Annotated in this window: 8 protein-coding genes and 1 tRNA gene; 4 read left to right on the plus strand and 5 right to left on the minus strand. The window is 59.7% G+C overall.

Going from position 1 to position 14154, the window contains the following annotated elements:
* Nucleotides 1–32 precede the first annotated feature (32 nt).
* Nucleotides 33–395, plus strand: a complete 363-nt coding sequence (locus AB5Z25_RS07480) for a hypothetical protein (RefSeq protein WP_195232636.1) — start codon at nt 33–35, stop codon at nt 393–395.
* A 433-nt stretch (nt 396–828) separates the two neighbouring features.
* Here AB5Z25_RS07480 and AB5Z25_RS07485 read toward each other — a convergent pair.
* Nucleotides 829–903 (minus strand) — tRNA-Gly (locus AB5Z25_RS07485).
* A gap of 297 nt (nt 904–1200) precedes the next feature.
* Between AB5Z25_RS07485 and AB5Z25_RS07490 the strand changes: the two genes are divergently transcribed.
* Complete coding sequence (locus AB5Z25_RS07490; protein ID WP_368135198.1) at nt 1201–4632, plus strand: SpaA isopeptide-forming pilin-related protein; 3432 nt, start codon at nt 1201–1203, stop codon at nt 4630–4632.
* 66 nt (nt 4633–4698) lie between these two features.
* Here AB5Z25_RS07490 and AB5Z25_RS07495 read toward each other — a convergent pair whose 3' ends face one another.
* Nucleotides 4699–4917: a hypothetical protein gene (locus AB5Z25_RS07495; RefSeq protein WP_022094153.1), complete on the minus strand. Its 219-nt coding sequence runs from the start codon at nt 4915–4917 to the stop codon at nt 4699–4701.
* 21 nt (nt 4918–4938) lie between these two features.
* Nucleotides 4939–8136 carry a hypothetical protein gene (locus AB5Z25_RS07500; protein WP_368135199.1) on the minus strand — a complete coding sequence of 1066 codons (3198 nt, stop codon included), beginning with the start codon at nt 8134–8136 and terminating at the stop codon, nt 4939–4941.
* Between the two features lie 198 nt (nt 8137–8334).
* Between AB5Z25_RS07500 and AB5Z25_RS07505 the strand changes: the two genes are divergently transcribed.
* Nucleotides 8335–9357: a helix-turn-helix transcriptional regulator gene (locus AB5Z25_RS07505; protein ID WP_368135200.1), complete on the plus strand. Its 1023-nt coding sequence runs from the start codon at nt 8335–8337 to the stop codon at nt 9355–9357.
* Nucleotides 9344–10261 (plus strand): helix-turn-helix transcriptional regulator, encoded by a 918-nt coding sequence (locus AB5Z25_RS07510; RefSeq protein ID WP_368135201.1) that lies wholly within the window; start codon nt 9344–9346, stop codon nt 10259–10261. Before AB5Z25_RS07505 ends, AB5Z25_RS07510 begins: the two co-directional genes overlap by 14 nt.
* Here the strand turns inward: AB5Z25_RS07510 and AB5Z25_RS07515 are convergent.
* Nucleotides 10258–13152 (minus strand): helicase C-terminal domain-containing protein, encoded by a 2895-nt coding sequence (locus tag AB5Z25_RS07515; RefSeq protein ID WP_368135202.1) that lies wholly within the window; start codon nt 13150–13152, stop codon nt 10258–10260. The genes AB5Z25_RS07510 and AB5Z25_RS07515 overlap by 4 nt on opposite strands.
* A complete protein-coding gene (locus tag AB5Z25_RS07520; protein ID WP_368135203.1) occupies nt 13146–14111 on the minus strand; it encodes a D-alanine--D-alanine ligase family protein in 966 nt (321 codons plus the stop codon). Before AB5Z25_RS07520 ends, AB5Z25_RS07515 begins: the two co-directional genes overlap by 7 nt.
* Between the last annotated feature and the right edge of the window lie 43 nt (nt 14112–14154).

Here is a 14154-nt window from a genome sequence, read left to right on the forward strand (position 1 = left end):
GCCGGGACGGAACGGAGAGACGAGGAGGAGACATGACGACTCGATTTATCGGGGGCATGATCGCCGAGGGCCTGCCGGAGATAGCGGGCGCGGTACCCGCTGCGGGGGGGGTTGTCGTGGAGGTGGACACGGCGCTAGAGCCGGAGCGTGGCGATTTGGTGGCGTGCTCGACCGCCGACGATTGCCCCTCAGCGCCCCAGATTGCCCGTATTCGGCGCGTTGACGCCGAGGCGGGGACGTTGGAGGTGCAGCCGTTGGACACGGCCCTAGAGGCCGCCACGGTGGCCCGGGACGCCAAGCCGGAGGACGGGCTTACCGTTGACGGCGTGATAGTTGCCGCCTACGTCCCCGTCTACGTGAGGGGCCGGGGCGGGGAACATTGGCTCAGGGCCTAGCGCCCGAGGTGGCGGCCCCGTCGCCGGGGCGGTATCGGGGCGCGGTCTCCGTAGACCAAAACCGCGCTCGTTCCAAGCCGATACCGCGCCGAGGGCGGGGCCGTTCAACCTGAAGTTTCTGAAGCCCCTAAAAAGGCGCTCAATTTGAACTATCTGAACAACTAAAAAGGGCCGTATCCCGGTATCAGGGGTACGGCCCCGCTGCTTTAACGTCAACTATGTCAACAACTAAAAAAGGGCGGGGAGGGGCACACGGGCCGATCAGCCCCAACTTGCCCAAGCCCTAAAAAGGGGCCGGAGGAGACGCGGGCGGCGTCGGGGCGAAAAACGGTTTCACCGGAGTTTGGTCTACATTTGGTCTATTTCCGTGGTCTACGGAGCCGGAAAAGAGAAACAGGCCAAGCGCTCTAAGCTCTTGACCTGCTGTTTTGCGTGGAGCGGGCAACGGGACTCGAACCCGCGAGTGTCAGCTTGGGAAGCTGATGCCTTACCACTTGGCGATGCCCGCTTGTGTGTTGGCTAGTATAACGCGGTTGTCTTGTTCGATACAAGGGTAGCGATGCTTGTTTTAGCTGTGGAGATTCGTTTGAAAATCGCGTCAATTGTGGAGACGAGGACCTTTGACTTCCTGTTCTCCCTATCTTCTACCTGCACTTTTGCTTGATTGTTGTATTTGAGCTCAATTTGTCAGGAATTGGGCAAGCTTTTGGTCAGGCTCCGGTACTTACCCGCATGAACCTCGGGGGTAGCCTCATCCTACGCGTCGCAGCCTCCCCGTGCGACGCACGAGGGATAAGGAGCAGCCATGTCCAACGCACCCACGCACTCTGTCCACAGCGCAATCGCAACAGGTCCGCTGCTCCTGCTCCTCTTCCTGCTTTTCGGCTGCCTGGCACCGGGAGCCGCATTTGCCGTCGATGGCTACGACCAGCTCGGCTTCCGCACTATTAGCGATGATTGTGGGCCCTTCTTCATCGGCAAGTATGAAGCTCAAGACGCCTCGATTGCCTACTGTATGAACCAGGAGCGCCCCGGCCCCACCAAGCCGGGCGGCCCATGGCTCAACTTTGATCAAGGCTGGGTGTGGCTCGACGACGAGTTCGCGGCAATCGTTTGTCACGGATATCCTACCGCCACATCGTTTGGCGGCTACCATCTTTCACCCGATCGCGCCCGCGCCGCAACCCAGCTTGCCGTATGGATGCTCAACGGCACTACCCATGTCGACGGTACCTATTCCTACACGACCGCTCAGGGCAAAACCAAGAGCGGGCACTTTACCGCCGACAATGAAGTCGTGGCGGCTGCGCGGTGGCTCCACGACAACGCAAAATCAGGAAGCATCAAAGCCGCTCCGCACCGCGCGCGGCGCTATCTAGGAGCCGTATCGGGCGACAGCAAACGTCAAGACATGCTCTATGTACTGCCGGCAGTCTCTGTTTCCTTCAAAAAACAGTCTGCAAACGCCGCCATTACCAGCGGAAACAATACTTATCAGTTTGACGGGGCAACATTCGATATTTTTGAGAGCGCCAGCGGCGCGCATGTCGGCACCATCCAGATGGACAGCAACGGTCGGGCGCAAGCAACACTTCTGCCCAACACGGCATACTACCTAGTTGAAACGAAGGCGCCGGCCGGCTATGTCCCCCGCCACGATCGTATTGCCTTTACCACGGGGAATGACGGCGGGCAGGTCGCCATTGATGAACAGCCCGGCACCATCAACCTGCGTATCGTAAAACTCGATGCCGCGACGAATGCCGGCCCCCAGGTGGGTTCTTCACTCGCAGGAGCAGAGTTCACGTGTGTGTCGCAATCAACCCCTGGATGGGCGCAAATCCTCACGACCGACGAAAGCGGTCGGGCCACCCTCGCCGATGTCCCCTTAGGAACCTTTACCATCTACGAATCAAAAGCCCCCGAGGGCTACCTGCCATCCAACGACAGCTGGACCTATACCGTTGGAGCCGACCAGCTCGGCGATTCAGGCGTGGTCGAGATCGAATCTCGCATTTCCGATATCTCCATTGCGTTTGACCTTGAGATTTCCAAATTCAAGGATTACGGCAATAGCGACCAATCCGGCCTGGAGCAGCCGGCGGGTGGTGTTGTCTTTGAGGTTGTCAGCAACAGCTCTCAGCAGGTTGTTGGCACACTGACCACAAACATCTATGGCTTTGCCTCCACCAAAGACCAGCCCGAAGCATGGTTCGGCACAGGTAAGCGACCCGCCGGTGTCCACGGAGCCGTCCCATACGACCGTGCCGGCTACACGGTTCGCGAGGTTCCGGAAACCGTCCCCGAGGGTTTTAAACGTGCAGGGGAATGGACCGTCGGGGCCAATCAGATTTCCAACGGCGCCGAGCTTCAATATATCGTGGACAACCACGCTCTGTCGACGCATCTCCAGATTGTAAAACGCGATGCCCAAACAGGCGCTTCTGTTCCACTAGCCGGATTCACCTTCCAACTCCTCGACAGCAATCACGAACCTGTCTCACAAACTTGCTGGTATCCAGCACATAACGTAATGGACACCTTTACGACTGACGCGACCGGGACCGTCACACTGCCCGAATCGCTCGTACCGGGCACCTATTATGTACGCGAAACCTCGGCCAAAGAGCCCTATCTTGTCGGCGAAGAAATCGAGGTAAACATACCCGCCGACATGAACCTAACGCCCGTTGCAATCGCCTCGTATTATGACCACGCCGCGACCGGAAACATCAGGATCGTTAAAACCGATGCCATAGACGGCAGCAGCCTCGCGGGCGCCGTCTTTGAGATCCGTGCCTCGGGTGATATCGTGCGCCCCGACGGTAGCATTGCCGCGCTCGACGGTGAGACCGTCGCGACCGTCACGTCGGATGAAACTGGAGAAGCACGCGCGGACAACCTCCCGCTGGGATCTGGCACCGCACGCTACGAGGTCGTCGAGACTCAAGCGCCGACCGGCTTTTTACTCGACCGGACGCCCCATATCGTAGACCTCGCTTATGCCGACCAGAAAACACCCGTCGTAGAAGCACGGCTTAACGTATCCGACGATTACACCAAGGTTGATATCTCCAAGGTCGATGCAAGCGGTGAGCAGGAAGTGGAAGGCGCACAACTCACCTTATATGGTCCCGATAAAACCGAAATAGACTCCTGGACCTCATCCGACAAGCCGCACCGCGTCGAACATCTTGCACCCGGCACCTACTCGTTGCGCGAAATGATGTCTCCGCGGACCTATGACCTTGCCGAGGAGATAACGTTTGAAATAAAGGATACGGGAGATGTCCAACCCGTCGCGATGAAGGATGCGCCCATCGAGATCAAGGGACAGGTCGACAAGCGTCAGGAACTTGTCCAACCTATCGAAAAAGGCCTGTTGGCTAACGGCGATGGTAAAAACCGCGCCACGACGCAAACCAATAGTGATGGGCTTTTCTCCTATACCATCGATGCTCGAAACGATTCCGCTACTTGGGTTGATGAGTTTACGATTACCGATGATCTTGAGTGCGCCAAAGACGGCACGGCGAGATTCATCTCAATCGAAACCCCCGTCGCCATCGGCGACCTCAACGGTCTGTGCAACGTATGGTATCGCACGACGCCGTTGGACTCGACAGACGTCGATGAGCCGGCAAACGCGACACTTGACGATGGGCACGAAAATCCTTGGCTTGAGTCCGACGAAGTAAAAGAGAGCCTGGGTGAGGACTGTCGCCTCGTCGATTACGACGGTTGGCACCTCTGGAAGGCGGATATCTCGACCACGGAATCCACCACACTCGAGGCGAAAGAACTCGACCTTGCATCCAATACCGTCGTAACGGCCATTCGAATTGAATACGGTGCGGTAGCCGCCGACTTTACGACTCGAAGCGATGCGGATTCTTGGACCCGCGATGATCTCAAAGATGAGCACGACGACCTTGACGATGCCAAAGCAATCCTTGGTGCAGACGCTCGGGGCGCAGTCGTGCACATGCAGGCAACATCGGCTTATACGCCCCAAACCGCACTCACCAACAGCGCACGCGTCGATCTTTGTCGCAACGGCGGCGGCGATAAACTTGAGTCACATGACGAGGACTGTGTCATTCAACGCTGTACCCTACCGCAGGACCTACCGGCAACAGGACCAGTTCCCATCGCCGCTTGCATCACCGCGCTCCTGACCTCGGGTGCCGCAGCCCTATGGTTCGCTCGCCTTAGGTCGATCCCAAAGAAGCGCTAGCGCGATGAAAAAGCGGGCGAGCCAGTCCCCTGGCTCGCCCGCTTTCAATCATGTAAATCGCCGTATCTACTCTGCAGACGAAGATCCACCATCAACGATTGCTTGCTCGGACTCAGGAATCCCATCGGCGCCCGTGCTCTGTTCTTGCTCCACCTCTTCGCTGATTGCGGAGGCGGGGGTCGAGCCCTTTGCACCCACGATGTAGGCAGCCCCAAATCCTAACGCAATGGCAATCAAGGTCAAAATCACGTAGACAGGCCAATGGCGCTTAATATACGAAAACACGTTGACTCCTTAGAGCTCCGTCTACGAACGGCGGATAACCTCGGTCACGACCTCGGATACCGTAGCAATGTTCGTCGGGTTGACATTGTGGGGCAGGTCGTCCTCGGTACGAGCGCAAGCCAGACGTGTGCCGTCCACACCGGCGATGGTGAGGGCTCGGCGGCTCGCCTCGAGCGCGGCGTAGGCATCGGTCTTGGCATAGGGCATCTCGAGCGCGCCACAATCGACATGGAACGACTTGCAGACCTTGCTGACCAGGTTCATGATGCGGCGATCGCCCTTGAGCAGTTGTTGTTCGCCCTCGACCGTCACAACCGAAAGCCTACCGGCGCCGACGGATTCAAGATTGATAAAGAATACGCCGCGGAGCTTATCGCGATGCGAAGCCAAGAAGGCCTTCATGCCGGCGCCATCACAATCCGAGGCACCCGTTGCCACAAACCAGATATCGTGACCGAGCAGCTCATCATCGCCCATAGAGGCGACAGCCGAGAGCATATCTTCGGAAGAAGCGCCATCGGAAGACGTAGCGCCGCCCTTCCAGCCATCGTTATCGTCCTCGAAGTTATCCCACGAACCGATACCGCGACCGGATTTCTTGGCATCGTAATCGTCTTCGACGCCCAGCCAGTCACTCATGCTGTCCTGCTCGTTTTTCTTTTTACGACCGAACAGGCCACCCAGGCCGCGCTTACGAGACTTGGGTGCCGCCGGGGCGGGAGCCGAAATGGTCTCGATCGGCTGCGCGCCCGACGCAACGGGCATAGGAGGCGCAACGGGTGCCGATGTGGGTTCGGGACCTTGGGCGGTAGCAAAGGGGTCGTTGACTTGGGCAGAGGGATCGGGAAGGTCGAACAGCGACGTGCGAGACGCAACGTTTGCCTGCTTCATAGACGGCAGCGACGGATCGGGGACTGAAGCCAGCGGAGACGAGGAAGGTGCAGGCGACGGTGCCGACGCCGGATCGGGAACATTCATCTGCGGACGCGGCGATGCCTGGGAGGAAATCTGGGCCATAAGGGAATCGACCGTTTCGTCCTGGGTGGGAGCGACATTGGCAACCGTGGCACCGGAACCACTCGGGGTCGGCATGGTGAAAATCTGCGTGGAATAAGGCCTCGACTCATCCGTCTCGGGAGTCTCGGAAACCGCAGGCACTTCCTCCTGCTCGACCTCGGTCGAATCACCCTGATCGGCTGCCGCGTATTGCTCTTCGTCAGAGTTGGCCTCGACGGACTCGTCCTCGGCAGCATCCTGAATTTCGGCAGCATCAATGGGCTCGTCATCGTCCACCGCGTCGCCCTGTTCATCGGAAATAGGAAGGGGCTCAGCAATCGCGGTGCCCTGCTTTTCAAACGTTATCGTGGAATCGAACTTCGCGGCATCAAACGACATGGTGCTATCGACGTGCTGCTGAGCCTCGAAAGACGTTGTTGCCTCAACAACATCCGCGGACGTCGGTTGCTGGGACTCAAAGGACGTTGTAGCTTCGGCGGCGTCGACGGGCGCGGACTGCATAGCCTCGTTCTGCTCGAACTCTTGCGCCGCGTGCTCACGTGCCGCCTCGGCTGCCTGCTGCTGAGCGATAGCCTCCTGCTCGGCAGCCTCGCGTGCGGCAGCGCGCTTCTCCTCGAAATCGTCGACAAATTTCTTGCCCTTTGCAAGCGCACCCTTAAAGAAGTTGGAAGCGCTGGCGCCAATCGACGAGAACGCGGATGCAATGTCGGCATGGGGCGTTGCCGCGGGAATCTCGGCCGAGAAATCAGTATCGCTCTCGTAAGACACGCGCCTCGGCTGTTCAACGTAATCGTCGTCAGACTCGTCCGCAACGTCTTGCGCCGGCGCGGCGGGAGCCAAAACGTCCAGTCCTGCCGCGGGATCGATCGCGGACACCGCCTCGGGCTCGGCAACGGCAGCGGCAACCGCGGCAGACTCATCATCCACGGTGACAGCGGGCGCAGGTGCAGTCACGACGGGGGCAGGCTCGGGCTCAAACGTCGGCTCCTCGCCCTCCTCGTAATCGAGCGTGCAGGACTCGGGAAGCATTCCGAGCGCACGGATGGCATCCGAACCAAAGCGGATGTTGCCGGCGGCATTGCGATAGAGCTTGGGCTCGGGCTCGGCCGCGACAGGCTCCTCCACCGGCTCGGCAGCGGAAACCTCGTCATTGAACTCTTCGGCCTGGACAGCCTGATTCTGATCCTCGGGCACGATGGCGCCGATCAGCGTCTCGTCGGCAGACGCACCCTCAAAGCCCTCGATCTGCTCGTCGAAAGCCTCACCCTGTTCGGGCTCGGTTTGAGCGTCGGGAGCAATCGGCTGACCGAACTCGTCCTCGGCGCAGGTAGGCTCTTCATACTCGATGGTGTTGCCGTAGTCGTTTTGCTGCTGGGCCGCGGCATATTCCGCCGCTGCGCGCGCCATTTCCTCGGCACGGCGCTTTTGCTCCCCAAAATAGGTATCGAACGGAACATCGTCGGGAAACTCGTTTTCACCCTGGAAGGGAGCAACGTTGTCCATAACGCCGAGCATAGCGGCGACAGAAGATTTGTTGCACACCGCGCCGGACGTATAGGGAAGAATGTGGCGGTTAGAGATGATGTTTGCCGCGTTGGCAAGTGCAACGAGGGAAGCGAGGATCGCGACAATCCACAGCAGAACCTTGAGCGCGCCGGGGAGCGGCAGGATACGCAGGATGGCAACGGCAGCAGGGGCAACCGTGGCAACGGGCAACAGCTTGGCAATGAGCGCACGATACGAAGCATAGGGCTCGCGGGCGAGCAGCTCAGCACGGGGAGAGTCGTAGTGTGCGACAACGACCACCGGGCGGTTGCGCGGAGACGCGAGCGGGCCCGAGGCCTTGTGGTAGGCGATGACATTTTGGCTCACGCCCGTCTTGCCCAGGCGCGAAACCACGGGATGCCCTGTGCGCTCGAGCACGTAGAGCACGGCACCGACAATGGCCAGCAAGGTGCCGACCAAGCCGATACCGCCGCCGATGCCCATCAGCAGGGCACCGGCAAACGCAAGAATACCGGTAACGGCAAATGCCAACCTACTGGGCGCCGGGGCATTGAACTCCTGAACCTCGGGATCAAAGCCGTGGTTGCGGAAGATCTGAGCGATATCCTCGGCAGCCAAGCGCTCTTCTTCGCTGCATGCCGGCGTAATGCCGGTGTTCTGCAGCAGGTGGTTAATATAGTTCTGGGTGTTCGCCATGTGCGCTCCACATCCATAATCCGACAAATAGGCCCAATGCATGCACATTAGAACCGTATATAGTCGAAAGTATACCCCGAGCGAGCGCAAACGACCGAATTCGGCCCATCTTAACGCCCCGAGCGGACAAGGATATAGCCTAATCTCCATATCGGACTAAAATCATGACAGCAAACCACCTTCTCATGCGAGGACTCTATGACGGCAAGCGACACGACCGAGACAATTAAAAAGGGAAATTTGGAGCCCAGTTTCGATAAAACGGCTCAGCGCATCCTCAATCTTTTCTTTGTACTCAATAGCTCCCCCGAACCGCTGACGACCGAGCAGATCGTCTTGGATTCTGACCTGGGATATGGCTCGGGCAACATCGACTCGGATAAGCGCAAGTTTCGGCGCGATCGTGACAAACTGCTCGAGCGTGGCATCTTAATCAAGGAGGTTCGCCCCGCCGGCGCGCAGGAGACCGAGGAAAGCTCGTGGACAATTGACCGCGAGCACACCTTTGCAGCAGGCGGCCTCATCACCGCAGACGACGCCGATATCCTGCTCAACGCCATCGACCAGACACTAGCGGCCGGCTCATCCACTTTTGCCGCACCGCTTGCCGATATTCGATCAAAGATTGCCTACCTCACCGGTAGGACGACGGCGGACGAAGCACCGATCAGCCGCTCTCCCACCGTCGATGCGGTATGGAGCGCCTTTGCCGAGCGATGCGCGCTGCGATTTTTATATCAGAACGGACGCGGCGAGCAGAAAGAACGTACCGTCTGCGTCTACGGCATGTTCGAGCGCGAGGGCGTGGCGTACTTCTGCGGCCTCGACAACGTCACCGACGACATCAGGACATTCCGCTGCGACCGTATCGTACGCGCTTGGCGTCCTTCGAAGGCCTACGTCATCCCCGCGAACTTCAATCTCAACGACTATCTGTTCTTTGAATTCGATTTTGCCGACCGACCGCCCGTTGCAGCCACGTTCTCGTTCGCCCCTCAGACGCAGATCGATATGATCAACGGCCTCACGCGTGGGCGAGGTGAGCTCGCACACACCGATGTGGGATGGACCTGGACCGTTGACGTGCGCGACCTTGAAGCCGCCGCCTCATTTTGCATGGCCCACGCCATGGACGGCATGAGGCCCGTGGCCCCCAAATCGCTCAAGCAGGCGTGGAACCACCTCATTGAAAGGACGGTGCACGAGCATGCCCGTGCGTAAACTCACCAGCGAGCAGAGGCTCTCGCGTGCCATCGACATCATGGAGGCCCTCTACGCCGCCGGCGAGAGTGGCATGACACGAACCGAGATTTGCAGTCGCTTTGACATCACGGGGGTGTCGCTCGACGAGATTCTCGAGATCGTCTCGACGCTCGCGGACCGAGAATCGGGCGCGCGCATCATCTGCGAATGCCGCGGCGAGCGTGTGGTCCTCACCGGTGACGCCGGTCGTGTGCTACCGTTGCGCCTGAGTGCCGCCGAGGGCGCTGTGCTCAACCATGAACTTGAATCGTTGGGGATCGAGCCGCAGACGGCAGCTCGGATTCGACATGCCCTTCTACCCGAAGAGCTCGGCTATAACCAGCGCGTCTTTGACACCGTCAACCACGGGTCGCACTGGCAGCAGCTGAGCTGCGCCATTCAGGACGGCGTTCGCTGCCGCATCTCGTATCGCTCGATGGACGATGCACGGCCACGCGAGCGTCTGGTCGACCCCTTGCGCATTACGTCAAACGGCGACCAAACATACCTGATTGCCTGGGACATCGCGGTCGATGAGCAGCGCACCTATCGCATGGATAAAATCGAGGGACTCGCCTTGACGGAAGACTCCGTCGTGCCTCACGCACCGGATGTCGCATCCCTCCACGATTCCCTTGCCCGGACGCAGCGTAGCGCAAAGCTCCTGATGCCATTCGATATGGCGGAGCATCTGGACTGGGCCGGCATCACCCTAATCGAGCGCAGCGGGGCAGACACGGCAACGGTAACCGTGCATTACGGCTCCGAGCGTTGGCTACTGAGCCAGATAATCGCAGCGGGCGGAGCCATCCGCATCTTGGATGACCCCGCCCTGTCAAAGCGTCTGTGCGATATGGCAAAAACCCTCGTCTGTCCGCTTTAGCGACGCCGCTCGTGGCGTGCGCGCCACAGTTGCAGATAGTGCCCGATCTGCGCCGATTCGATGCGCTGGTAGGAGCTCGTGGGCAGCGACGTTAAGAACTTCTTTCCGTAGCCCTTCGTCACCAGGCGCGGGTCGGCCAGAATCAGCACGCCGCAATCGGTCGACGAGCGGATAAGGCGGCCGGCCGCCTGCTTGACCTCGAGCACCGCCTCGGGCAGCGAATAGCGCGCCCAAGCGCGGTCTTCGCGCAGGTTGCGCTCGCACGAGAGCGGGTCCGTGGGACTCGAGAACGGCAGCTTGGGAATGATGACGCAGCGCAGCGTCTCGCCGCTGGCGTCGAATCCCTCCCAGAAGGCCTTAAGGGCAAAAAGCGACGAGGTCGGCTCGTTGATAAACCGGTCGCGCAGGCGACGAGGAGATGAGTTGCGCTGCTGGCAGTTGAGCTCCAGACCCGCACGGGCCATCTTAGGCTCAACGCGGGCGTACAGGTCTTCCATGTCGCGCCGATTGGTGAACAGTGTGAGCACCGATCCGCCCATGGCAAGATGGGCGTCGACCAGCACGCGCTCGAGCGCTGTAAGATAGCTCTCACGATCGCGCGGATCGGGGATATCGCCCGCAACGACTACAGCCATGTTCGAATCGAAGTCGTAGCTCGAGTCCAAGTGCAGCGACGAGGATGTTGAAGCACCGATGCGATCGAGACCGACCGCGTGGTTAAAGTGTTCAAAGCTTTTGGACACCGTCATGGTCGCCGAGGCAAAGATAGCCGTGTGAACCTCGGGCAGCCACTCGGTTGCCAAGGCCTCGCCAATGTCGATGCGCTCTGCGGTCATTGACTCTCCGCCGGCACGCAGTCTGCGATTGACCTGCAGCGAATACACGTAGTGTTCATCGGTGCCGTCAATGATGAGTTTGAGGTTCTCGGCCAGCTCGTGCAGGCGGCGCGAAATATCACCCAGGTCGACAACAACCTCGGGCTTGTCGGCGGCGACGGCTTGCACCAGCGCGTCGACGCTCTTGTCAGCTTGTTCCAATGCGTCGATGGCAGTGTAGGCCGACGGTAAGAAATCATGCCAGTCGTCAGATTCGCGCAGCTCGGGGCCAATCCATAGATTGGCATTGTCATAACCCCCACGGGCACGGCGGCCGAGCTCGCGAACGCCATCGAACACGTCGGCGATTGCCATGCTCGCGCGCGCAACCGTTGACGTCGCCTTGGCAGTAAGGCCCAAATAGAGCGTAGAGCCCTCGGAGGTTGCCAAATCACGGGAGACCTGGCTTAGCGCACCGGTGCTCGAGCCACCCAGGCGCTCAAACAGAACGCGTGATTCGTCCGCCGACACCACGCGCGCCCACTGACGGCGCGCCTCGCGCTCGATAGAATGAGCCTCGTCGATTACCCAATGACGAATCGGAGGCAAAATCCTGCCCTCGGCCGCAACATTGCGGAACAGCAGGGAATGGTTGGTGACCACCACATCGGCATGCGCCGCACGACGGCGGGCGCCGTGGACCAAACATTTATCAGGGAAAAACGGGCAGAGGCGGCGAGCACACTCGCGCGAGGCCGTCGTAAAGTCGGGGCGGTTGACGCTGCGCCACCGAATGCCAAGCGAGTCGAGGTCGCCATCGGCTGATTGGCAGACGTACGCCATAATGACCGCGACCGCCGTGAGCGTGTCCGCCGGATCGCGCTTGGTGGTAATCTCGACCTGGCCTCGGCTCATGCGCTCAAGCTTGCGCAGGCACGGATAGTGGTCATAGCCCTTGAGAGCGCAAAATGACAGACCACCGTCCAGTTGCTCGGCAAGTTTTGGCAGCTCATGGTACATGAGCTGGTCTGCAAGATTGTTCGATTTGGTCGCAATACCAACCGTGATGTTGTTACGGCGTGCCGCCTCGGCAAAAGGCACCAGATAGGCCATCGATTTGCCGACGCCTGTGCCCGCCTCAATTACACGATGAGTGCCCGTGACCAGCGCATCGCGGACCTCGAGCGCCATCGCGATCTGCTCATCACGCGGCTCGTAGGTGGGGTACATGCGATTGACCAGGCCACCTGGCGCATAGTCTGCCTCAATCTCCTCACGACTCGGCATCTTGAGGACCGGTAGTTCGTCGGCGTCCACCCGATCGTCGGCGCGATCGGCCTTGAGAACGTCAGCACGAGCGGCGCTGAGAGAGAAGATAGAACCAGGGTTCTGCCCTGCCAAGAATGAGAAGATAGGACGATAGGACCAAGGCACGTCCGGATGCATGTCGGCTAGGCGCGCCATGAGGCCCTGGGGCAAGTCGGTGAGTGCCACAAGCAACACGCGCCATACGCCGCACAGGGCGTCGACGTCGGCATTGGCACGGTGTGATACCGAGTCACAGCCAAACAGATCGGCCATAAAAGACAGCTTGTGCGAGGCCAGGCGCGGTAGCGCGATGCGCGACAGCGCCAGCGAATCGATCCAAATATCGCTCACGTTGACGCCGCCTTTGACCGACTCGATAAACGAGCGGTCGAACGTGGCGTTATGTGCGATCACCGGGCAACCACCGACAAAATCGGCGAGAGCGGCGACGGCCTCAACGGCCGACGGGGCATCTGCCACGTCGGCATTTGTAATGCTCGTGAGCTCGGTAATCTCGGCGGGAATCAGCTGCTTGGGATGCACGAAGGTATCGAAACGGTCGACGATCTCGCGGCCCGAAAGACGGGCCGCCGAGATCTCGATCAGCTCATTGTCCTGCACCGAAAGACCTGTGGTCTCGGTATCGAGGACAATCACATCTTCCTCGATAAGGCCAAAGGACTGCGTTTTGGCGCGTTCGGCTAGCGTGGCATAGGAGTCGATGACAAACTGCGGCGTTCCTGACGAAACCGCGTCCTCGATTAGCATGCAATGCCCGCTCGACGAAGGCCCATACGGATTAGGCTGTCACAGACCTGCGGGAACGTTATGTCGTCGGTGTGGCGGATCTCATCCGGATACAGCGACGTATCGGTCATGCCGGGAATGGTATTGGTCTCGAGGATAACGGGGCCGTCCTCACTCACGATAAAGTCGCTGCGCGAGATACCCAGGCAACCGAGAGCCTTGTGAGCGGCACAGGCAAGCTCCTGAGCACGAGCGTAATTCTCGGGCGAAATCTGCGCCGGAATGCGATGGATGTCTGTAGGGTCAACATACTTCACGTCCAGATCGTAGAACTCGCAGTCCTTGGGCTTACGAATCTCGACAATCGGCAGAGCGCGCACGTCGTCCTCGCCGTATACGCCGACGGTGATCTCGGTGCCCTCGATACACTTCTCGACCAGCACTTTGTCGCCGTACTCAAACGCCTTGGCGATTGCCGCGGGCAGCTCGGAGGGCTCATGGACCAGGGAAATGCCATAGCTGGAACCGTTGACGGCCGGCTTCACAAAGCAGCGCTCGCCACAAACCTCGACGATATGATCGATATCGACTTCATCGCCCACCTCGAGCGCGAGGCCGGGGGCAATAGGAATGCCCGCCCTGGCGTACAGGAGCTTAGAGACCTCCTTGTCGGCACCGCAGGCGCTGGCAAGCACGCCCGAGGCCGTGTAGGGGATACCAAGGGTCTCCATGGCACCCTGCATGGCGCCATCCTCGCCGCCGGCACCGTGCATGGCGATAAACGCCACGTCAAAGCCGCCGGTCGCCATGGTTACCATAAAATCATCAGCGGCCGTGTCGAGCAGCTCCACCGAGGTGTAGCCGGCTTCCTTCAGTGCCACCACAACGTTCTTTCCCGAATTGAGCGAGATCTCTCGCTCGGCGGAATGACCGCCCGCCAAGACCGCTACGTGCATGTTCTCTAGGCTTTTACCCGGCATGGGCAGACTCCTCCTCTATAATTTCTGCAGCTGATACCATATT

The organism is Collinsella aerofaciens, assembly GCF_040910325.1.
Lineage (GTDB): Bacteria > Actinomycetota > Coriobacteriia > Coriobacteriales > Coriobacteriaceae > Collinsella > Collinsella aerofaciens_BL.